The 21,740-nt window shown below is 73.2% G+C and carries 14 protein-coding genes, 3 tRNA genes and 1 pseudogene; 7 read left to right on the forward strand and 11 right to left on the reverse strand.

The window, feature by feature from the left end:
- Nucleotides 1–32 precede the first annotated feature (32 nt).
- Both dnaG and ABZ192_RS33820 read left to right on the forward strand, forming a co-directional pair.
- Complete coding sequence (gene dnaG, locus ABZ192_RS33815) at nt 33–1,955, forward strand: DNA primase (RefSeq protein ID WP_356928300.1); 1,923 nt, start codon at nt 33–35, stop codon at nt 1,953–1,955.
- A gap of 86 nt (nt 1,956–2,041) precedes the next feature.
- Nucleotides 2,042–3,349: an RNA polymerase sigma factor gene (locus ABZ192_RS33820; RefSeq protein ID WP_356928301.1), complete on the forward strand. Its 1,308-nt coding sequence runs from the start codon at nt 2,042–2,044 to the stop codon at nt 3,347–3,349.
- A gap of 154 nt (nt 3,350–3,503) precedes the next feature.
- Here ABZ192_RS33820 and ABZ192_RS33825 read toward each other — a convergent pair whose 3' ends face one another.
- The 4 genes from ABZ192_RS33825 to ABZ192_RS33840 form a co-directional block, all read right to left on the reverse strand.
- Nucleotides 3,504–5,432 carry an ABC transporter ATP-binding protein gene (locus ABZ192_RS33825; RefSeq protein WP_356928302.1) on the reverse strand — a complete coding sequence of 643 codons (1,929 nt, stop codon included), beginning with the start codon at nt 5,430–5,432 and terminating at the stop codon, nt 3,504–3,506.
- Nucleotides 5,432–7,165 carry an ABC transporter ATP-binding protein gene (locus tag ABZ192_RS33830; RefSeq protein WP_356928303.1) on the reverse strand — a complete coding sequence of 578 codons (1,734 nt, stop codon included), beginning with the start codon at nt 7,163–7,165 and terminating at the stop codon, nt 5,432–5,434. Before ABZ192_RS33830 ends, ABZ192_RS33825 begins: the two co-directional genes overlap by 1 nt.
- A 103-nt stretch (nt 7,166–7,268) precedes the next feature.
- Nucleotides 7,269–8,717 carry an FGGY family carbohydrate kinase gene (locus tag ABZ192_RS33835; RefSeq protein ID WP_356928304.1) on the reverse strand — a complete coding sequence of 483 codons (1,449 nt, stop codon included), beginning with the start codon at nt 8,715–8,717 and terminating at the stop codon, nt 7,269–7,271.
- 152 nt (nt 8,718–8,869) lie between these two features.
- Nucleotides 8,870–9,175: a YtxH domain-containing protein gene (locus tag ABZ192_RS33840; RefSeq protein ID WP_086560002.1), complete on the reverse strand. Its 306-nt coding sequence runs from the start codon at nt 9,173–9,175 to the stop codon at nt 8,870–8,872.
- Between the two features lie 160 nt (nt 9,176–9,335).
- Between ABZ192_RS33840 and ABZ192_RS33845 the strand changes: the two genes are divergently transcribed.
- The 3 genes from ABZ192_RS33845 (at nt 9,336) to ABZ192_RS33855 (ending at nt 9,748) form a co-directional block, all read left to right on the forward strand.
- Nucleotides 9,336–9,408, forward strand: a tRNA-Asn gene (locus tag ABZ192_RS33845).
- A gap of 5 nt (nt 9,409–9,413) precedes the next feature.
- A tRNA-Asn gene (locus tag ABZ192_RS33850) sits at nt 9,414–9,486 on the forward strand.
- A gap of 188 nt (nt 9,487–9,674) precedes the next feature.
- Nucleotides 9,675–9,748: transfer RNA gene (locus ABZ192_RS33855), tRNA-Ile, on the forward strand.
- Nucleotides 9,749–9,807: 59 nt separating this feature from the next.
- On the opposite strand, the gene uppS is transcribed toward ABZ192_RS33855, so the two are convergent.
- Together uppS and ABZ192_RS33865 are read right to left on the reverse strand one after the other, a co-directional pair.
- Nucleotides 9,808–11,544: a polyprenyl diphosphate synthase gene (gene uppS, locus ABZ192_RS33860; protein WP_356928305.1), complete on the reverse strand. Its 1,737-nt coding sequence runs from the start codon at nt 11,542–11,544 to the stop codon at nt 9,808–9,810.
- A gap of 396 nt (nt 11,545–11,940) precedes the next feature.
- Nucleotides 11,941–12,630, reverse strand: a pseudogene (locus tag ABZ192_RS33865) (ANTAR domain-containing protein); the annotation flags it as partial.
- A 186-nt stretch (nt 12,631–12,816) separates the two neighbouring features.
- On the opposite strand from ABZ192_RS33865, the gene ABZ192_RS33870 reads away from it, so the two are divergent.
- Together ABZ192_RS33870 and ABZ192_RS33875 are read left to right on the forward strand one after the other, a co-directional pair.
- Nucleotides 12,817–13,173 (forward strand): STAS domain-containing protein, encoded by a 357-nt coding sequence (locus tag ABZ192_RS33870; RefSeq protein ID WP_356928306.1) that lies wholly within the window; start codon nt 12,817–12,819, stop codon nt 13,171–13,173.
- The gene (locus tag ABZ192_RS33875) at nt 13,170–14,123 is read left to right on the forward strand and encodes a sensor histidine kinase (protein WP_356928307.1); all 954 of its coding nucleotides are present in this window, start codon (nt 13,170–13,172) and stop codon (nt 14,121–14,123) included. Before ABZ192_RS33870 ends, ABZ192_RS33875 begins: the two co-directional genes overlap by 4 nt.
- 24 nt (nt 14,124–14,147) lie before the next feature.
- Here the strand turns inward: ABZ192_RS33875 and ABZ192_RS33880 are convergent, their stop codons facing one another.
- The 5 genes from ABZ192_RS33880 to ABZ192_RS33900 form a co-directional block, all read right to left on the reverse strand.
- A complete protein-coding gene (locus ABZ192_RS33880; protein ID WP_356928308.1) occupies nt 14,148–15,185 on the reverse strand; it encodes a rod shape-determining protein in 1,038 nt (345 codons plus the stop codon).
- Between the two features lie 164 nt (nt 15,186–15,349).
- Nucleotides 15,350–18,583, reverse strand: a complete 3,234-nt coding sequence (locus ABZ192_RS33885; protein WP_356928309.1) for an SAV_2336 N-terminal domain-related protein — start codon at nt 18,581–18,583, stop codon at nt 15,350–15,352.
- Nucleotides 18,573–19,592 carry a MoxR family ATPase gene (locus tag ABZ192_RS33890; protein ID WP_356928310.1) on the reverse strand — a complete coding sequence of 340 codons (1,020 nt, stop codon included), beginning with the start codon at nt 19,590–19,592 and terminating at the stop codon, nt 18,573–18,575. The genes ABZ192_RS33885 and ABZ192_RS33890 overlap by 11 nt, the downstream gene beginning before the upstream one ends.
- 70 nt (nt 19,593–19,662) lie before the next feature.
- Nucleotides 19,663–21,351, reverse strand: a complete 1,689-nt coding sequence (locus ABZ192_RS33895) for a trypsin-like peptidase domain-containing protein (protein WP_356928311.1) — start codon at nt 21,349–21,351, stop codon at nt 19,663–19,665.
- Nucleotides 21,348–21,689, reverse strand: coding sequence for a CU044_2847 family protein (locus ABZ192_RS33900; protein WP_356928312.1), 342 nt, complete (start codon nt 21,687–21,689; stop codon nt 21,348–21,350). Before ABZ192_RS33900 ends, ABZ192_RS33895 begins: the two co-directional genes overlap by 4 nt.
- Between the last annotated feature and the right edge of the window lie 51 nt (nt 21,690–21,740).

Raw genomic sequence — 21,740 nt, forward strand, 5'->3', positions numbered from 1 at the left:
GGGCTGTCACTCCACCACCGTAGAATCGCTGCGTGGCTGGACGGATCAACGACGAGGACGTGAAGGCGGTACGGGACGCGGTCCCGATCGACGCCGTGGTGTCCGAGTACCTCCAGCTGCGCAACGCGGGCGGCGGCAACCTCAAGGGCCTGTGCCCGTTCCACGACGAGAAGTCACCGTCCTTCCAGGTCAGCCCGAGCAAGGGACTCTTCCACTGCTTCGGCTGCCAGGAGGGCGGCGACACCATCACGTTCGTGATGAAGATCGACCACCTCTCCTTCTCGGAGGCGGTCGAGCGCCTGGCCGGCCAGGCGGGCATCACCCTGCGCTACGAGGAGGGCGGGTACAACCCCTCCCACCAGCGCGGCGAACGGATCCGCCTGGTCGAGGCCCACAAGATCGCGGCCGAGTGGTACGCGGAACAGCTCGCGACCTCCCCCGAGGCCGACACCGGCCGGGTCTTCCTCGCCGAGCGCGGCTTCGACCAGGCCGCCGCCGTCCACTTCGGCGTCGGCTACAGCCCCCAGGGCTGGGACCACCTCACGCGCTATCTGCGCGGCAAGGGCTTCACCGACAAGGAGATCCTGCTCTCCGGCCTCGCCCAGGAGGGCCGCCGTGGTCCCATCGACCGCTTCCGGGGCCGGCTGATGTGGCCCATCCGCGACATCGGCGGCGAGGTCGTCGGCTTCGGCGCCCGCAAGCTGTACGAGGCGGACAACGGCCCCAAGTACCTGAACACGCCCGACACGCCGATCTACCGCAAGTCCCAGGTCCTGTACGGCATCGACCTGGCGAAGAAGGAGATCGCGAAGACGAGCCGCGCGGTGGTCGTCGAGGGTTACACGGACGTGATGGCCTGCCACCTGGCCGGGGTGACGACCGCCATCGCCACCTGCGGCACGGCCTTCGGCGGCGACCACATCAAGATCCTCCGCCGGCTGCTGATGGACAACGGCTCGGCCCGCGTCATCTTCACCTTCGACGGCGACGCGGCCGGCCAGAAGGCGGCTCTGCGCGCCTTCGAGGACGACCAGAAGTTCGCCGCCGAGACGTACATCGCCATCGCCCCCGACGGCATGGACCCCTGCGACCTGCGCCTGGCCAAGGGCGACGAGGCGGTGGCGGACCTGGTCGAACCCCGCACCCCCCTCTTCGAGTTCGCCCTGCGCCAGATCGTGAGCCGCTACGACCTCGACACCCCGGCCGGCCGCGCCGCCGCCCTGGACGAGGCCGCCCCGATCGTCGCCCGCATCAAGAACAGCGGCGCCCAGCACGAGGTCGCCGTCCAGCTCGCCGGCATGCTCGGCATCCTCGACACCCAGTTCGTGGTCAAGCGGGTGGCCCAGCTGGCCCGCTGGGCCCGCGACCGCGGCGGCAAGGGCCCGGCCCCGGACCGGCACCAGCACGGACCCCAGCAGTACGCCGCCGCCCAGCCGTCCGCGGGCCCCCGCGGCCCGGCCCTCAACCTCCGCAACCCGGTCTACGCCACCGAACGCGAACTCCTCAAACTCGCCCTCCAGCGCCCCGAGTTGGTCTCCCCGGCCTTCGACGCGTACGGCGTCGACGAGTTCACCGCCCCGCCGTACGCCGCCGTACGCCAGGCCATCATGGACGCCGGCGGCGCCGAACTGGGCGTCGCGGACCCTCAGGACTACCTGGTGAAGGTCCGCGAAGCCGCCCCGGACGACGCGGTCCGCGCGATGGTGACGGAACTCGCCGTCGAGGCGATCCTGCTGCACAAGGGCGTGAAGGGCGTCGACGAGACCTACGCGGGCGCCCAGTTGGTCACCGTCCGCCGCCGCGCCGTCGAACGCCGCATCCGCGACATCACCGGCCAGCTCACCCGCCTGGGCACCCACGGCGACCCGGCCCAGCTGGCCGCCGTACAGAACGAGCTCTGGGTCCTCCAGCAGTACGACCAGGCCCTCCGGGAACACGGCGCCGCCGCGCTCTGAGGTCACCACGCGGTCACGGACCGGAAGCAAAAAGTCATCGCACGCCCCTCGTGGCGACGATGTGTCTTACCCCACACTGGGTTCCGGTGCCTGAGTCCTCGGAGCGCGGCCGATCCGTCCCCGACGGGTCCCAGACCCCCGCGGTTCCGCTCATCGCGTACGGGACGGACAGCGGCGAGGCCGCCGACTCCGCCCCCGAAGTACCGCTGCCGCCCGCCTTGGCAGCGATCATCCTGGAGGTCGCCCCCGTGCAGACCCAGACCCTCACCCAGACCGACGTCAGCGGCGCTGCCATCGGCGCTGACGGCGCCGCACCGGACGGGGAGGACGACGTCCTCCCCGCGGTCCCGGCGCAAGGCCGCGTCGTGCTCCACCCCGAGACGGAACCCGAGACGGAACCGGGGGAGCCGCCCGCCGAGGCCGTCGAGGCGGCCGAGGCTCCCGAGCCCGTCGAACCGCCGCGGGCCCGCCCCGACACCGGCGGCCCCTCCTCCGACCTGTTCCGCCAGTACCTGCGGGAGATCGGCCGCATCCCCCTGCTGACCGCCGCCGAGGAGGTCGAACTCGCCCGCCGCGTCGAGGCCGGCCTGTTCGCCGAGGAGAAGCTGCGGCTCGCCCCCGACCTGGACAGTCAGCTGGCACTGGACCTCGACCGGCTCGTCGTCATGGGCCGGATGGCCAAGCGCCGCCTCATCGAGGCCAACCTGCGCCTGGTCGTCTCCGTCGCCAAGCGCTACGTCGGGCGCGGCCTGACCATGCTCGACCTCGTCCAGGAGGGCAACCTCGGACTCATCCGGGCCGTCGAGAAGTTCGACTACGCCCGCGGCTACAAGTTCTCCACTTACGCCACCTGGTGGATCCGCCAGGCCATGTCCCGCGCCCTGGCCGACCAGGCCCGCACCATCCGGGTCCCCGTGCACGTAGTGGAGCTCATCAACCGGGTCGTCCGCGTCCAGCGCCGCATGCTCCAGGAGCGGGGCTACGAGCCGACACCGGAAGAGGTCGCCGCCCACCTCGACCTGCCGCCGGAGCGCGTCAGCGAAGTGCTGCGCCTCGCCCAGGAGCCGGTGTCGCTGCACGCGCCCGTCGGCGAGGAGGACGACGTCGCCCTGGGCGACCTCATCGAGGACGGCGACGCCACCAGCCCCGTCGAGTCCGCCGCGTTCCTCCTCCTCAAGGAGCACCTGGAAGCGGTCCTGTCGACGCTGGGGGAGCGGGAGCGCAAGGTCGTCCAGCTCCGCTACGGCCTCGCCGACGGCCGCCCCCGCACGCTGGAGGAGATCGGCCGCATCTTCGGCGTCACGAGGGAGCGGATACGGCAGATCGAGTCCAAGACCCTCAACAAGCTGAGGGACCACGCTTTCGCGGACCAGTTGCGGGGTTACCTGGACTGATGCCGTGTGCGGGCCGGCGGGGGCTGGCCGCGAAGTTCCCCGCGCCCCTGAAAGAGCGTCAGCTGCACGTCCCAAGGGGCGCGGGGAACTGCGTGACCAGCCACAACGGGCCCGCAGTCGCCCCACGACACCACATGGCACCCTCGAAGGCGACTCAGTCGACCTCGGCTGCCGCCTGCGCGAACTGCGCCTTGTACAGCTGGGCATAGGCCCCGTCCGCCGCCAGCAGCTCCTCGTGCGCGCCCTGCTCCACGATCGCCCCGTTCTCCATCACCAGAATCGTGTCCGCGTCCCGGATCGTCGACAGCCGGTGCGCGATGACGAAGGACGTCCGCCCATGGGCGAGTTTCGCCATGGCCTTCTGGATCAACACCTCCGTACGCGTGTCGACCGAACTCGTCGCCTCGTCCAGCACCAGGATCACGGGGTCGGACAGAAACGCCCGCGCGATGGTGATCAGCTGCTTCTCACCCGCGCTGACCCCCGTCCCCTCGTCGTCGATCACCGTGTCGTACCCGTCCGGCAGCGTCCGGACGAACCGGTCCGCGTGCGCGGCCCGGGCCGCTTCCTCGATCTCCCCGCGGGTCACCTCCCGGGACGCCCCGTAGGCGATGTTCTCCGCGATCGTGCCGCCGAACAGCCAGGTGTCCTGGAGCACCATGCCGATCCCGGCGCGCAGTTCGTCCCGGGACATCCGCGCGATGTCGACCCCGTCGAGGGTGATGCGCCCGCCCGTGACGTCGTAGAACCGCATCAGCAGGTTCACCAGCGTCGTCTTGCCGGCGCCCGTCGGGCCGACGATGGCCACCGTCTGCCCGGGCTCGACCTTCAGCGACAGGTCCTCGATCAGCGGCTTCTCGGGGTCGTAGCGGAACGACACGTGCTCCAGCGCCACGTGCCCGCGCAGTTCCTCGGGCCGCACGCCCGGCACCGGATCGGCGCTCTGCTCCTCCGCGTCCAGCAGCTCGAAGACCCGCTCCGCCGAGGCGACACCCGACTGCACCAGATTCGCCATGGACGCGACCTGCGTCAGCGGCATGGAGAACTGCCGCGAGTACTGGATGAAGGCCTGCACATCGCCGATGGACAGCGAGCCCGAGGCGACCCGCAGCCCGCCGACGACCGCGACCAGCACGTAGTTGAGGTTCGACACGAACATCATCAGCGGCTGCATCACGCCGCTGTTGAACTGCGCCCGGAACCCGGCCTCGTACAGCGCCTCGTTCTGCTCGGCGAACTGCCGCGCCGACTCCTCCTGACGCCCGAACACCTTCACGAGCGCGTGCCCGGTGTACATCTCCTCGATGTGCGCGTTCAGCTTGCCCGTCGAGCGCCACTGCTGCACGAAGTGCGGCTGCGACCGCTTGCCCACGCGCGTGGCGACGACGAACGACAGCGGCACGGTCACCAGCGCGACCAGCGCCAGGATCCAGGACACGTAGAACATCATCGCGAGGACGCCGATGATGGTCAGCACTGAGTTGATGAGCTGGCCCATCGACTGCTGGAGCGTCTGCCCGATGTTGTCGATGTCGTTCGTCGCCCGGGACAGCACCTCACCGCGCCGGCTCTTGTCGAAGTACGACAGCGGCAGCCGCGACAGCTTCGTCTGCACGTCCTCGCGCATCCGGAACATGGTGCGGTTCACGGTCCGGTTGACCAGCCGCGTCGCCACCGCCATCAGCAGCCCGGCCACCAGGAACACGCCCAGCGCGAGCAGCAGCACATGCCCGACGGCGGTGAAGTCGATGCCCTCGCCGGGTGTGAAGTCGGTGCTGCGCAGCATGTCGGCGACATCACCGTCGCCGCGCTGCCGCATCTGGTCGAGGACCTGCTCCTTGCTCGCCCCCTGAGGCATGTCCCGCCCGACGATGCCCGCGAAGACCAGGTCGGTCGCCTCGCCGAGGATCTTCGGCCCGACGACGTTGAGGCCGACGCTGAGCAGCACGCACAGCAGCAGCACGCCGATGGTCAGCCGCTCCGGCCGGAACCGCGCGACGAGCCGTTTGCCCGACCCCTTGAAGTCCAGCGAGCGCTGGTCGGGACCGCCCCCGGCCATCATCCGCCCCATGGGCCCTGCCATCAGGCAGCCTCCGCTTCCGTGAGCTGGGAGAGCACGATCTCCCGGTAGGTCTCGTTGTCCGCCATCAGCTCGTGGTGCCGTCCGGTGCCCACGACACGGCCCTCGTCGAGGACGACGATCCGGTCGGCGTCCCGGATGGTCGCCACCCGCTGGGCGACGATCACGACGGTCGCTTCGGCCGTCTCCTGCGCCAGCGCGGCTCGCAGGGCGGCGTCCGTGGCGTAGTCGAGCGCGGAGAAGGAGTCGTCGAAGAGGTAGATCTCCGGGCGCTGCACCAGCGTCCGGGCGATCGCGAGCCGCTGCCGCTGACCGCCCGAGACGTTCGCCCCGCCCTGCGCGATCGGCGCGTCGAGCCCGCCCTCCAGCCGCTCCACGAACTCCTGGGCCTGCGCCACCTCCAGCGCGTGCCACAGCTCCTCGTCGGTGGCGTCCGGGTTGCCGTAGCGCAGGTTGGTCGCCACCGTGCCCGCGAACAGGTACGGCCGCTGCGGCACCATCCCGACGGTCTTCGCGAGCAGCACCGGGTCGAGCTCGGCCACCTCGACCCCGTCCACGAGCACCTGTCCCTCGGTCGTGTCGAACAGCCGCGGGACCAGCCCGAGCAGGGTCGATTTGCCGCTGCCGGTCGAGCCGATGACGGCGGTCGTCTCGCCCGGCCGGGCGACCAGGTCCACGCCGCGCAGCACCGGCTCCTCGGCGCCCGGATAGCGGAAGCCGGCCCCGCGCAGCTCCAGATGGCCGTGCCGGCGCAGCTCCCGCACGGGCGCCGACGGCGGCACGACGCTCGACGAGGTGTCCAGCACCTCCCGGATGCGCTCCGCACACACCTCCGCGCGCGGCACCATCATGAACATGAAGGTGGCCATCATCACGGACATGACGATCTGCATCAGATAGGCGAGGAACGCGGTCAGGTCACCGATCTGCATCCCCCCGCTGTCGATCCGGTGCGCGCCGAACCACACCACGGCGATCGACGACACGTTCACCACCGTCATCACGATCGGGAACATCAGCGCGAGCAGGTTGCCGGTGCCCAGCGCGAAGTCCGTGAGATCGGTGTTGGCCTTCCGGAAGCGCTGCTGCTCGTACTCGTCCCGGACGAAGGCCCGGATGACGCGGTTGCCGGTGATCTGCTCGCGCAGCACCCGGTTCACCGCGTCCAGCCGCACCTGCATGGCCCGGAACAGCGGCCGCAGCCGCCGCACGATCAGCGTCACGCAGATGCCCAGCAACGGCACGACCGCCACCAGCACCCCGGACAGCGGCACGTCGAGACCGAGCGCGAGGACGATGCCGCCGACGCACATGATCGGCGCCGACACCATCAGCGTGAACGTCATCAGCGCCAGCATCTGCACCTGCTGGACGTCGTTCGTCGTACGGGTGATCAGCGAGGGCGCTCCGAAGTGACCGACCTCACGCGCGGAGAACGACTGCACCCGGTCGAAGACGGCGGCCCGCACGTCCCGCCCGAGCGCCGACGCCGTGCGGGCGCCGTAGTACACGGCACCGATGTTGCACACGACCTGGACCAGCGAGATGCCGATCATCAGCGCGCCGTAGCCCAGGATGTAGCCGGTGTCGCCGTTCACGACACCCTGGTCGATGATGTCCGCGTTCAGCGTGGGCAGGTAGAGCGTGGCGCAGGTCTGCAGGAACTGCAGCAGCACCAGCAGGGCGATGGTTTTCTTGTAGGGCCTGAGGTGGACCCGCAGAAGTGGTATGAGCACGCTGCTTCTCTCGGGTGGGCGACGGGGCCGGGATGGTTGCCCCTGGCCCCTATCGTCGAACACTCCACCCGCGTTACCTCAACCGAATTAACCCAACAGGCGGTCAAAAGGCCCCGGGGTGCGTCTGCTCCCGCACCGCCACGAACTGCTGCCGGACCGCCTGCCCCACGGCCAGCTCCTCCCCGGCCTCCAGCACCTGCGCGACCGCGCCCTGCCAGGCCGGCGGGGTCCGCGCGTCGAGCGTGCCCTGGGACGCCCCGAGCGCCCACGCCGCCTGCCGGGCGGCGCCGATCGCCGTGTAGTCCGCCGGCTGCGGCACCACGACCTGCGTCCCGAACAGCGAGGGCGCGGCCGCCTGCACGGCGGGCAGTTCGGCGGCCGGCCCGAGCAGGAACACCCGCCGCACCTCCACGCCCCGGGCGCGCAGCACGTCCAGCGCGTCCGCGAGCCCGCACAGCATGCCCTCGAACGCGGCCCGCGCCAGGTGCTCCGCCTTCATCGACTCGCGCCGCAGCCCGGCCAGGGTCCCGGCGGTGTGCGGCAGGTTCGGCGTCCGCTCACCCTCCAGATAGGGCAGCAGCACCAGCCCGTGCGCCCCCGGCGTCGACTTCATCGCCAGCTCGGACAGGCTCTCCAGATCGGGCAGCCCGAGCAGCTCGGCGGTCCCGCGCAGCGTCCGTACGGCGTTCAGCGTGGTGACGACCGGAAGGTGCATGCCGGTCGCGTCGGCCAGCGCGGTGATCATCCCGGAGCCGTCGACCAGGGCCTCGGGATGCACGGCCATCACGGACCCGGACGCGCCCAGCGACACCACGGCGTCCCCGAGCCCGATGCCGAGCCCGAACGCAGCCGCCATGGTCTCGCCGGTCCCCACGGAGATCAGCAGCCCCTCCGGCGTCGTACCGGCCGCGTCCGCCGGGCCGATCACCTCCGGCAGCATCACCTGGTGCCCGAGCGCCAGCTCGACCAGGTCGGGCCGGTAGGCGCCGGTCGCCGCCGACCAGTACCCCGTACTGGACGCTCCGCCCCGGTCGGTGGTCCTGCGGACCGGGCGCCCCAGCAGCTGCCACACCAGCCAGTCGTGCGCCTGCAGGAGGATCGCGGTGCGCTGCGCGTTCTCGGGCTCGGTCCGCGCCAGCCAGCGCAGCTTCGTCACCGGCTGCGCGGCCTGCGGCACACACCCCACCGCCTGCGCCCACGCCTCGCGGCCCCCGAGCGCGTCGATCAGGTCGGCGGCCGCGACCTGCGTCCGCTTGTCGCTGCCGACCATCGCCGGGCGCACGGTGTTGCCCTGCGCGTCCAGCGGCACGACGGCGTTCTGCTGCGCCGAGACGCCGATGGCCTGCACGCCCTCCAGCAGCCCGCCGCCCGCGGCCTCGCCCAGGGACAGCAGCCAGGCCTGCGGGTCGACGTCGGACGGGCGGCCACCGCCGTCGGGGCTCTCCACCGGATGCGGCGCATATCCCTGCCTGAGCACGGCTCCGGAGTCCGTGTCACAGACGACGATACGAGTGAAATCGGGTGAACTGTCCAACCCGGCGACTATCCCCATGGCCAAAATTCTGCCGTACCGCTGCGCTGGCTTGGGCCGTGGGCGCCGCGGGGGCATGGCGCCGGGTTTCGGGCGCGGGTGCGTTGTGGCTGGTCGCGCCGTTCCCCGCGCCCCTGAGGGACATCACCTCGCACGGCGTCGAGAAGGAACTGTTACGTGTTGCTCGTGCCCCAGTCGTCCTCGCCGCCGTTGTGGGTGGCGCGCTCCTTGAGGTGGCGGACCCGGTCGGCCACCGAGTCGGGGACACGGTCGCCGACCTTGTCGCTCACCACGTGGTACGCCTTGCCCGCGAACTCGCGGCCCTGGTGGGCCGCCGACTCCGCGGTGTTGCGGACGGCGGGGTTCTGCGCGAACTGGCGGGCCGACTTCTTCAGCTGTTCGTAGCGCTCGCGTCCGGCCCTCGTGCCCAGCACGTAACCCAGGACGACTCCGGCGACGAACGTGAGCCGGTAACGCATGGCGGTCACCCTTCCCTTGCGTAGGTCTCCGGTACGGCGTGGGGCGCCGGGGAGTACCGATTGGCGAAGCACCCCCCTGCTTGCGCTAATGTATGTGTCGCAGCGAGCGCGCGCCCCCTGGCGAATACCCAGGTAGGTGCGTTCGATGCAAACGAGACCTTCCTCGGTAGCTCAATTGGCAGAGCAGCCGGCTGTTAACCGGCAGGTTACTGGTTCGAGTCCAGTCCGGGGAGCTCGGTCCTCCGTAGCTCAATTGGCAGAGCAGCCGGCTGTTAACCGGCAGGTTACTGGTTCGAGTCCAGTCGGGGGAGCACGCTGAACGAGGACCCCTCAGGGGTCCTTTTTCATGTCCGTTCCGATCTCCCGGGAACCGTGCGGCGCTGGTCGCAGTCCTCATGGTCACGAAGGCCGTGCGCAGCCGCCCAGCCGAAGCAGGAGATCGTATGAGCGGCTATGCTGCGGCAGACGGCGCGCACACATGTACGCGACACGCCGCTATGGGGCGGTAGCTCAGCCGGTTAGAGCAGCGGACTCATAATCCGTCGGCCGTGGGTTCGAGTCCCACCCGCCCCACCGGAAACTTCCAGCGAGGACTGCCACGTCGAGCGTGGTGGTCCTCGTTCGCGTTCGGGTCAGGGTGTGGACGCCGGGGCGGTGCCGTGGCGGCGCTGGCGGTGGGTGTACGTGGTGATCGCCTGCCACAGGTGGCGGCGGTCGGTGTCGGGCCAGAGGTCCGGGGTGAAGTGCAGCTCGGCGTAGGCGGTGTGCCAGGGCAGGAAGTTGGACGTGCGCTGCTCGTTGCCGGTGCGCCACAGCAGGTCGACGTCGGGCATGTCCGGGTGGGGCAGGTGGCGTGCGAAGTCCTCCTCGCCGATCAGGTCGGGATCCAGGTGGCCGGCCCGGGCCCGGCGGGCGAGTGCCGCGGCGGCGCGGGTGAGTTCGTCGCGGCCGCCGTAGTCGATGCACATCGTCAGGGTCAGGCCGGTGCGCGTGCGGGTGGTGCGCTCCCGCAGGTGGAGCAGGTCGGCCAGGTCCGGCGGCAGCCGGCCGGTGCGGCCGTGCCAGCGCAGCCGGACGTCGAGGTCGCGGAAGGGGTCGTCGACCACCTCGCGGCGCACGTGGTCCAGGATCGCGTCGACCTCCCGCGGATCGCGGTGCCAGTTCTCGGTGGAGAAGGTGTAGAGCGTCAGGTGCCGCAGGCCGATGTCCAGGGCGCCGTGCACCACTTCGCGGACGGCGGCGGCGCCGGCCCGGTGTCCCTCGTGCCGGGGCAGGCCGTGCTGCTGGGCCCAGCGGCCGTTGCCGTCCATGATCACCGCGACGTGGGCGGGGAGGCGGCCCGGCGGGATGTGCGGGGGACGGTGGCCGCCGGGGTGCGGTGGCGGGGGCCAAAAGCTCCGGGTGTGGGCCGTCCGTGCGGGCGGGGGCGGGCCGGCGTGCCCGGCGGGCCGTGCGGGAGGCACCGTCGGCGGAGTCAGGCTCCAGGCCAGCGCGGCGCGGGCCCGGGCGGGGACGAGGATGCGGGCCCGGGTGCGCAGCGCGGGCCGGGGCGGGCGCCGCAGGAGGGCCGGGCCGGCGGAGCCGATCGCGTCGAGCTGGGCGCGCAGCAGGGCGGCCATGGTGTGCAGGACGGTGGCGGGCCCCGGGTGCATGCCGCGGCCGAGGCCGTCCTGGGTCACCCACTGGCGGGCCAGGCCGGTCAGCTGCGTGACCAGGGCGGCCACGGCGGGGCTCCAGCGCCGGTGCGCCAGGTCGTCCGCGGCCCCCGGGTAGGGCCGCACGGCCTCGTCGGGCAGCAGGAGGTCGCCCTGGGCGAGGTCGGCGGACAGGTCGGTGAGGATGTCCGTGAGCCGGACGCCGTCGAGGAACTCCTCGTAGCTCTCCCGGGTGTCCAGCCGGAGTGCCACGGGGACGCCGGCCCGGTCGAAGAGCGTGCGGACCTGGCCGAACCAGGGCAACAGGTTGTCCCGGCCCCAGGTGCGCCAGGCGGTCCAGTCGGTGAAGTGCCTGCCGTGGGTGTCGTCCCGGACTTGGACCATGGCGCCGTGCAGGTCGGACAGGTCCAGGCGCCAGCGCGCCGCAGTGTCGACCAGGGCGTGGCGGATCGGGTCCGGGCTGGAGCCGGCGGGCAGTTCACGGTGCAGGGCGGTGATCCACTCCTCGACCCGGGCGGCCCGCTCGGCGGCGGGCGCGGTGCGGTCGTCGCCGAGGTCGTCGAGCGCGCTGGCCGCCGCCCACAGGGCCCAGCAGGCCGGGCGCAGCGCCGCGGGCACCAGCCGGATCAGCGCGTACTCCGCCGGGTCCTGCTGACTGGTCCGGCGCCGGCACAGCGCGTAGGCCGCCCGCAGTGCCGGATCGTCGCCGATCACCGCCCGTGCGGAGGTCGCTCGTCGGTCTGCCGGTCGTGTGTTCGCGCGAGGCACACCGCTCACAACGAGGACGGCACGTCCAGGTTGTGCGACGCGCGAGCGGGCTAGTGCATGTGGGTCGGGGTCGGGGTCCGGCTACGAGCCGGTGTCGTCCTCCTCCGTGGTGGTGTCGTCGCGGTCGCCCTCCGCCTGGGACGGCGTGGGGTGCGCCGGCGTGGTGCGCTCGGGCGCGTCCTGCCCGTCGTCGCGGTCGCCCTCGGCCTGGGACGGGGTGTGGTCGCTCATCGGATTCCTCCTGCCCGTGCCGGTGGAACCGGAGCAGGCGTGCGCCGCGCTCCGGCCGTGCCCGGCCGAGTACCCCGATGGGCCGCGGTGCACCCCGGGTGAGGTTCGGCCCCGGCGGGTGAGGGCTCGCTGCAAGGCCTCGCGCAGCTCGGGGGACGGGCGGGGGCCGTCGGGCTTCGCGCCGGCCGTCACGGCGGCGGCCACGTCGCGGAGCTTGGTGTTGGAGAGCTGGGAGGTCTCGCGCAGGATGTGCCAGGCCTCGTCGGACGTGCAGCCGTGGGTGGCCATGAGGATGCCCCGGGCCTGGTCGATGACCGGGCGGGAGGCGATGGCCTGGCGGAGCTGCTCGACCTCCTCCTGGAGGACGTGCAGGCGCTCCGAGCGTTCCAGGGCGACCGCGGAGGAGGCCGGGGCCGACGGCTGGGCGGGTTCGGGGTCGGGATGGGGGTGGGGCGCCGGACGCAGGGGGTCGGTCGTGTCCAGCCCCGCCAGTTCCAGGATCCGGCGCGGCTGGCCGTTCCAGTTCGTGGTCGTGACCGTCACGAACCGCTGCCCGGCGAAGTCGGCCAGTACGTCGAGGAACTGCAGGCCCGCCGTGTCCATGAAGTGCACGCCCGCCATGTCCAGCTCCACCCGCGTGATCGTGGGCGGCAGCTCGGCCAGGGTCCTGGCCAGTGTTTCCGCGCAGCCGTGAACCAGCTCACCGCACGGGGTGAGCTCGGCCTGTTCCGCGTCCACGCGGCCACTGATGACCAGTGTGTTCAACCCTCCTGTGCGCTGTGGTGATGCCGCAGACGTCATGTCACCGCCTTCTCGGTCCTCTTCGGTCGTGTTCCTCCTCGCGGAACCGCACGACGTCACTCGCCCCCGTGGACGTCGGTGTGAGGTGCGCCTGCCCGCCGTACGGCGTAGTACACACCGCAGCGGGGAATGAGCTTCTCCCGGGCGGGTACGAGCGCTGTGGTCCACAAGCGTGGGGAGAGGGGCTTGAACACTCAGTATCGGGTGCCGGCAGCAGGGTCCAGTGGTCCCGTGCCGGGCCTGGCGGTGTTCCCGTTGTCCGGGCGGCAGGGTGTCCGGGCGGCGGGCGAGGTCGTCCTGACGACACGTGCGATCTGGGAAGGCGTACTGGAGCAGGCCGTTCGCGAGGATGAGGACGTGTACTACCTGGAGTTGTCCGACGTGACGTTCGTCGATGTCGCGGGCGCGGGCGCGCTCGCGGCCGCCGCCGGGCAGCTCGGGTACGGCAAGCGGTTCGTGGTGCGGCAGCCGCCGCCGGCCCTGCGGCGGACGCTGGACCTGCTGTGGCCCGACCACACCGGGATCGAGGTGTCGGTGTCATGACCGCTCCCGTCGCCGAACCCTTCGGCCCCCTCGAGCCCTTCGTCCATCCCGCGCTCTTCTACCGTGACGAGGCCGAGTACCTCGACGTCACCGTGCCCTTCGTGCGCGAGGGCCTGGCGGCCGGCGAGCCCGTGGCCGTCGCGGTGCCCGGCAAGAACCTCGCGCTGATCCGTGACGCGCTGGGCGAGGCCGCCGAGTCGGTGCGGCTGCTGGACATGTGCGAGGCCGGCCGCAATCCCGGGCGGATCATCCCCGGTGTGCTACGCGCGTTCGCCGACGCCCAGCCGCCCGGGCGCCGGGTGCGGATCATCGGCGAGCCCATCTGGGCCGGGCGCTCCGAGACGGAGTACCCCGCCTGCGTCCAGCACGAGGCGCTCATCAACGCGGCCTTCCGGGGCCGTACGGCGACCATCCTGTGCCCGTACGACACCGAGCGGCTCCCCGAGCAGGTCCTAGCCGACGCCTACGCCACCCATCCCACCGTCATCCCCTCCGGCTCCCGGCTGGAGCAGGGCAGCGACGCGTACGCGCCCGGGGACGTCGTCGACCGGTACAACGAGGCGCTGCCGCCCGTGCCGGACGCGCTGACGTATCCCTTCGACTCCGGCTCGCTCTCCCAGGCCCGGCACGTGGCCGTGGCGGAGGGAGCGCGGCTCGGGCTCACCGGCGTCAAGCTGGACGACCTGGCCCTCGCCATGGCCGAGCTCACCACCAACAGCGTGGTGCACGGCGGCGGTTCCGGAGTGCTGCGGGTGTGGACCGAGGACGGGTACGTGGTCTGCGAGGTGCGCGACGAAGGGCGGCTCGCGGACGTCCTGGCCGGGCGTCGGCCCGTGCCCCGGGACCAGCGCGGCGGGCGCGGGCTGCTGCTGGTGAACCTCATCGCCGACCTGGTGCGGGTGCATCGGGGGGACAGCGGGACGACCGTGCGCTGCTGGTTCGCCCGCTGAGGCCGGGCCTGGCACTCCGGCGGCTCAGGAGCCCAGCGGATCCAGCGCCAGCGGTTCGATCCTGCCCTCCAGCATCGCGCCGAGGCCCTGCACGGCGCACACGTCCGGGCGCTCGGCGATGTGCACGGGCATCCCGGTCGCCTCTCGCAGCATCTGGTCCAGGCCCGGCAGCAGCGCGCTGCCGCCGACCATCATGATGCCCCGGTCGGCGAGGTCGGCGACCAGGTCGGGCGGGCAGGAGCGCAGCACCTTGCCGATGCCGTCCAGGACCGCGGTGAGCGGCGTCTGGATGGCGTCCCGTACGGCGGCGGTGTCGACCTGGACGGAGCGGGCCAGGCCGGTGGCGACGTCCCGCCCGTGGATCTCCGTCGAGGCCGGGCCGTGCGGGGTGAGGCCGTTGCCGGCCAGGGCGAGCTGCAACGGCCGTACCGACTGGCTGGGCAGAATCAGTTCGTGCTCGTGGCGCAGGTGCTGCACGATCGCGTGGTCGACGGCCTCACCGCCCACCGGCATGCGCTCGGCGGTGACGATCGACCCGAGGGAGAGCACGGCCACCTGCGTCGCCGCGGCACCGCACACCATGATCATGGTGGCCTCGGGCTGCTCCACGGGTAGTCCGCAGCCTACGGCGGCGGCGATCAGCGTGTCGACCAGCTCCACGCGGCGGACCCCGAGTCCGACCAGCGTCTCGATGGTGGCGCGCCGGGCGAGGGGGTCGGCGTCGTGCGGGGTGCAGGCCGCGGCGCGCAGGATCGGCTTGCGGCGCAGGCTGCGGCGCATCTTGTCGCCGAGCAGGTGCCGCAGCATGCGCTGCGCCATCTCGATGTCGACGACGGTGCCGCCGGAGACCGGATGGACCACCCGGATGTAGTCCGGTGTGCGGCCCGTCATCTTCTCCGCGAGCTCGCCGACCGCGATCAGCCCGCCGGTGCGGGTGTTCACCGCGGCGGCGGACGGCTGGTCGACGACGAGCCCGGCGCCCTTGACGTAGACGCGTGTGCGCGCCGCCCCCAGGTCGACGGCGAAGTGGCAGCGGCGCAACTGCTCCAGACTGGCGGTCATGGCAGGTCCTCCCGAGAGCACAGACCGTGGGAGGCCGCCAGATGGCGGGCCTCGCAGACGTGGGGCCGCCGGGCGGCGGGCCTCCCTCGCATCGTGCGCGGGAGGGGACGGGGGCGCCTTTCGGAGGGGGCCGGGCGGGGCGCCGCCGAACGGGCGGTTCGGCCTCACAGGCGCTCAAGGGAGCGCGCGGCCTCCAGGAGCGGTGCCAGGGAGGTGACGGTGGTGTCGCAGCCCGCCTCGTCGAGCTGCCGGGCGGCGGTGGTGTTGCGGGCGAGGCCGACGAAGCGCACTCCGGCCTGCTGGGCGGCGGTGAGTTCGGCGACCGTGGAGCCGATCAGTACGCCGGTCGCGGCGCCGCAGGAGTCCATCGCGCGCAGGAGGCAGTCGGGGTGCGGGGTCAGCAGGGTGAGGTCCTCGCCACGGGCGTGGACGCCGGCCAGCGGGAGGCCGTACGGGTCGAGGTAGCGGTGTACGGCCGGGGCGCCGGCGTCCGTGACCACGTGGACGCGGCGGCCGGAGTGGTGCAGGGCCCGGACCAGTGGCACGGAGTTGTGGGTCGTGGGCGCGTCGGGGACCGCGCGCAGTTCGAGCGCGTCGAGACGGTCGCGCAGGAGCGGGCCCAGCCGGTCCCGCGCGAAGGCCCGCAGCACGTCCAGCGGATGCGTGAACGTGTCCAGCACCGCTGCGGGCGGGGTGTCCCCGGAGTCGCGGTGCTCGGCGACCAGGGCCAGCAGGTCGAGCGTGGCCTCGCGGGCGGCGGCCGCCGAGAACAGCCGGGCCACGGGGCCGTCGAAGCCGAGCAGCACGGACTCGGCCTCGCCGAGGAGAGCGGGCAGCGGCCGCTCGGAAGGCACCGGCTCCTGCGGTCCGGGCAGGGGCGCGCCCTGAGCGGCCAGCCGCACCGACGCCGCGACCGACAGGCCCGGCACCGGCCACCCGCGCAGCCCGGCGTTGACCGCCCGCTGGGCCGCGCCCGCCCGGCGCAGCGGATGGCGGCGGGTGATCCGGGCCGCCTCTTCCCGCAGATGGCCGAGCAGCGATTCGGACACCCGGGTGACCTCGGCGCGCACGAAGGCGACCGGGTCGTCCACCCGCCAGGACAACTCGACCGCGGCGGTGAAGGCGCCCTTGCCGGAGCTCGGCAGGGAGAGCCGGTGGTGGGACTGGTGGGTGGTGAGGTCCACCTCGTAGTACGTCACGAGCCGCGGCGGTCCGTCGCCGTGCGGCTGGGCGGGGTCGAGGAGGGTGAGCGGGCCGTCGGGCTGGGTGTGCACGACGGCCGTGCGGCCCGCGGCCGGTACCCCGAGCCGGTGCAGGTCGTGCGTGATGAAGGGGCCCCGCACCAGGTCGCGGGCCATGAGTCCGGCGGCGTCCGTGGCAGGGGCCAGCGGGCAGTACCAGGCGACGGGCGGGGTGTCCGTGGCGCCGCCCCGGTAGAGGGGCTGGAAGCGCTGCGGCCCCTGCGCCGCCGAGCTGCCGGCGAACTGCCCGTATACGTCCGGGGAGACGACCACCTGAATGCCGGCGGGCGTGTGCGGTGCCTCCGGCGGCGGGGTGGGCCGGTCCCAGAACGTCACGGTCAGCCGCGGCGGGTCCGCCAGCCCGGTGAGCACCTCGGGCAGCCCGCGCAGGACCGCGACCAGCACCGGGAGCACGTAGGTGCCGGGTTCGGTGTGGACGACGTAGCCGTTGCCGCGGACCCGGACGTCGAACTGGGAAGCGGTGAGGGAGCCGCGGGAGAGCATCTCGTGCACCGCGAACTCGAGGGTGATGCGGGCCTCGGGGTGGCCGGTGAGGTCGTCGGCCTCGAAGAGGATCGTGGGGCGGTCGCGGTGGCCCAGCCGGCGCACCGTCTCCTCGCTCACCGTGGCGAACGCCGCGCTGGAGCCGTCGCGTTCGCCGCTCGTCTGGGCGCGGAACTCGCCGGCCGCGCGTCCCGCCCGTTCGTCGATCAGTCCTCCGATCCGTGCGAGGAACTCACGGGTGCGGCCCCGGGCCGTACGAGGGAGGGAGCGCAGCAGCAACTCCCGCACGCCGGGGCGGAACTCGTAGGAGCCGGGCGGGCCGGGGACGGAGGTGAGCATGCCGCTGAGGATCACCTCGGCCAGGTGCTGGGGGCGCGGGTCGCGGTCCACGGTGCGCTGGACCAGGCGCATCACCGGCACCGAGGGGACCGCCAGGGCGAGGTGGCCGGCGAGGCGGAAGGCCTCCGGGGACGCGGTCGCGCGAAAGCGCAGGACCAGCTCCTCGGGGGTCGACGAGGCGATGTCGGGGGTCGGTTCGGCGGGCGGGGCCGGGGAGGGCGGCAGCCAGGCCGCCGCGCCCGGGGTGCGGGCGCCGCCCGGGCCGGCGACCAGGGCGGCCCAGTGGGCGAGCCAGGGGGCGCCCGGTTCCAGGACCGGAAGGGGGAGGGCCTGGTCGGGGGCCGGCGCGGCTTCGTAGGAGGTGAAGGCGAGGGCCGCCGAAGGCGCCGCCGTGGAGGGGGAGGTGAGCAGGCCCGGCTCGGCGGGGAGCGCGGTGGTGGGCCAGAGGTGTTCGGGGAGGGGCTGGACCACGGCGAGCGGCATGTGCCGGGCCCAGTGGCGCAGGGTGCGGTACCAGCGCTCGCCCGCCTCGCCCGGACGCCACTGCGGGCCCATGCAGTCGCTGACGACGAGGGTGACGGTGCGGCCGTCGGCGGGGACGGGGACGTGGCGGGCGCGGCCGTCCGGGGTCGCCGGGTGCAGGGTGACCGTACGGAAGATGCCCGACTGGGCGAGGGCGGTGTGCAGTTCGCCCACCAGGGGGCGCCAGACCGGCATGGTGGGGCCGGTGTCGTGCACGAGGTTCAGGCGCAGCCAGCGGTCGGGGGCCGGGCGCAGGACCGGGAACCACACGTCGGGGTGGGCACCGAGCCGGGCGATGCGGTCGGCCGTCGCCCGTTCGTCCAGCACCCGGGTGTGCGGGGAGGGAACCTTGCGCTGCAGCGGGCGCAGGGCGCGCTGCAGCGCGAGGGGGTGCGGCAGCATCGGGGGCACGGGGGCCAGGAGGGGGGATCCGCCGCCGGGGGAGTCGTGCCGGTGGTGCGGGGAGCGCGGGGCGGGCAGGGTCAGCGGGACGCGGTCGGGGGTGCGGTGGACCGGCTCCGGCTCCGGCTTGAGTTCCGGCTCCGGCGTCGGTTGAGGGGGCGCGGGGGCGGGGGTTTCCGCCTCCGCGGGGGTGCTTTCCTCGTGTGCGGACGGGGAGTCGCCGTCGCCGGGCTCCGCCGAAGGCTCCCGCTCCTGCCGGTCCGGGTCCAACTGTGCGGCCATCCACAGCAGTTCGGCCAGCTCGCGCGGTGTCGGCGACGCACCGGCCGCGGACAGGGCCGCGGCCAGCCGGGCGACCGGGGACGGCCCGTGGCCGTGGTCAGAAACCATCGCCGTCGGCCGTCGCGCTGAGGTACGGCATCAGCTGCTCGGCGAGGTCGTCGCGGGACTCGGCGTCCAGGCCCGCCACCCCCGTGAGGTAGAGGGCGTTCAGCAGCTGGTCGGTGGCGAGCTCGCCGCCGCCCGCCCGCTCCAGGAAGCGGGTGATCAGACGGTCCGCGTGACCGTCCGGGGTGTCCAGGTGGGCGCGGACGATGTCGGTGAGCTGGTCCCGGTCCGGGCGGCGCAGCTTCAGCCGGACGCAGCGGCGCAGGAACGCGGGCGGGAACTCGCGTTCGCCGTTGCTGGTCAGCACGACGAACGGGAAGGCGCGGCAGCGGACCCGGCCGCGGTGGACGGTGACCGGCGTGTCCGTGCCGTCCGCGAGGACCTCGGCCGCCCCGTCGCCGGAGTGGCGGGCGGCCCGGACCAGTTCCGGGATCTCGTACTGCCCCTCCTCCAGGGCGTTCAGCAGGTCGTTCGGCAGGTCCAGGTCGCTCTTGTCGATCTCGTCGACGAGCAGGGCGCGGGGCCGGTCGTAGGGGAGCAGGGCCGTGCCGAGCGGGCCGAGCCGCAGATGGTCCTCGACGTCGCCGGCGGCGCGGCCCGGGCCGTCCTGCCGCTCCCGGGCCGCGTACAGCCGGGACAGCGGGTCGTACTGGTAGAGGCCGTCGGCGAGGGTGCTGCGGCTGGTGATGTTCCAGCGCAGGACCGGGCCGAGACGCAGCTCGCGTGCCACCGCGTACGCGAGGGAGGACTTGCCGGTGCCGGGCGGGCCCGTGACGAGCAGGGGGCGGCGCAGGCACAGTGCGGCGTTGACGAGCCGGACGGTCTCCGGGGTCGCCACGTACGACTTAGCCCGGTGCACGCGGTCCGGGGAGACGGCCGTCGCGTCGTCGCTGTCGAGGGGCGGCGGAAGGGCGGGCCCGCCGTCGAAGGCACGCCAGGGCGGTGGTGCGGGAAGGTCGTCGATGCCGTCGTGCGGCTCGTTCTCGCCGGTGTAGACGGACCAGTGCGGCATGGGGGATGTACTCCGCTCTCCGTTGTCGAGCTGGTGTTTCCGGGGTGCGCCGGGCCGGGCCCGCGGTGGGTCAGGCCACCGGGGTCCGGGCGTGGGCGGCGGCGACGGCGTGCGGGTCGGCGAAAACGCGAGGGTCGTCCCACAGCAGCTGGATGCCGTGGGCCCAGTGGTCCTCCTCGGCGTCGGCCTCCTCGCGCAGGGCCAGGATCCGGCGGGGCAGTTCGGCGGGCGGTACGGCCTTCAGGCAGGCGTCGAGCGCGTCGAGGAAGGCCTTGCCGGTGCAGCCGTCCGCGCCGGAGCAGTCCTCCTGCCCCGAGCCGCAGCCGTCGCGCGACCACACGATCACCGGGGCCGGCGCCGTGAGCGAGGTGTCGAAGTGCGGCCGGGTGCGGGAGGCGGCCGGGGCGGTGCCGAACCCGGCGAGGCAGGCGCCGGGCTGCCGCAGCCGCATCCGCAGCCGCCCGGGCTCCTCCGGGCCGCCGCACTCCACGCGGTGCATCCGCGCGCCCGGCGAGGAGTCCAGGCGCTTCCAGGCCCGGGTCAGGACATGCCGGGTGCTGGCCTTGCGCCGGGCGTGGTCGGTGACGACCAGCGGGTAGACGCAGCCGAGCGGCGTGGTGTCGTCGGGGGCGCTCTCCCAGCGGTCGACGGGCCAGTCCAGCCAGTCCCGGGGCAGCGCGAACGCGACCAACTCGTCGGCGCCGGGCGTCAGGTACCGGAAGGCCGCCTCGATACGGTCCTGCACGTAGGCGCGCAGCCGGTGCTGCTCGACCGTGCCGGAGTCCACCGGGTGCCGCCGCCCCTCGCTGTACGCGGACACCTCGACACGGACCAGGTCGTCGCCCGCGCCGCTGTGCCCGAGTTCGACGAGGATGGGTGACCAGTCGGGCGCGGACGGCTCAGCGGCCGGGGTGTGCAGCAGGGCGTCGAGCCGGTCGGCGAACCGGGTCACCGTGCGCGCGGCGCCCGGGCCGTCGAGTTCGCACAGCACGAACAGGGCCGCCGACCACAGCGAGTCGAACCCGTCCTCGGGCGGCGGCGGGTCGAACGGGTCGGCCGCCGCGGTGTAGAGCCGGACCGGGTCGCAGTCCACGCCCGCCCGGGCCGCCTTCTCGATCAGGGCGCGCAGTCGGGCCCGGTCGGCGGTGGTGTGGTCCGAGGTGGGGACCAGGCTCTGCAGCGCGGGCCAGTAGCGGGCCATGACCTGGGTGGGCATCATCCGGCCGGTGCGCACGTCCCGGCTGCCGGCCGCCGCCGTGACCATGCCGACGACCTCGCCGGTGTCGGCCAGGGTGACGGCGGCTCCGCTGAAGCCGGGGGCCAAGGGCTGGCCGCCCGGGTGCCAGGCCTCCAGCTGGAGCCACTCCCGTTTGATCAACTGGGGTGCGGTGACGCGGTATTCGGCGAGGGTGCCCTCGTCGAAGCCGGCCGGGAAGCCGTAGACGACGAGCTTGCGCGGTGCCGGGCCGTGCGCGGCGTCGACCGGGGCCAGCGCGGCCGGGGCGACGGGCACCTCCTGGTCGAGTGCCAGCACGGCGAGGTCCCCGGGGTCGGTGCCGGCGCCGCCCCAGCCACCGTGGGCGACCACCCGGGCGGGCACGGGCGGGGAGCCGGGCCGCTCCGTGAAGGTCACGGTCAGGTCCTCGCCGTCCCCCACGACATGGGCGCACGTCAGCACCGTGCCGGGCGCGACGAGGAAGCCGGCTCCTGCCACCTGCCCCCGTAACTCGATCCGGGCGTGCCACTCGGCGCTGTTCATGAGACGGGGGGGCTTGCCTCCGGGCCGGCCGGAGACCAGGTCAGTCTCACCACCAGGTGGCCCTCGGCGGTGCCCTTGGCGATGAACGCGCCCGTCTCGGCGGACAGTTTGACCCCGAACTCGATCTCCACGCCGTCCGGCTTCAGGGACCCGTCGCGGAACACCCGCAGCGCGGACTCGGCGGCGGCCCGGACTCCGTCCAGGGCGCCCTCGAAGGTGCGGGTCGCCTGGACCGTGCCGTCGCCCCGGGAGACCAGGCGGGAGCCGGACCGCTCCTCCACCGCCTCGACCGCGACCACGGCACCGTCACCGGTTCTGAACTCGACCAACCCGTCCATGACACCCCCGTGGTTCCGTCGCGTTGGGCATATCCATTGTGACGGAAGGTA

Origin of the sequence: Streptomyces sp. NPDC006235 (genome assembly GCF_040613735.1) — a bacterium.
Taxonomy (GTDB): Bacteria; Actinomycetota; Actinomycetes; order Streptomycetales; family Streptomycetaceae; genus Streptomyces.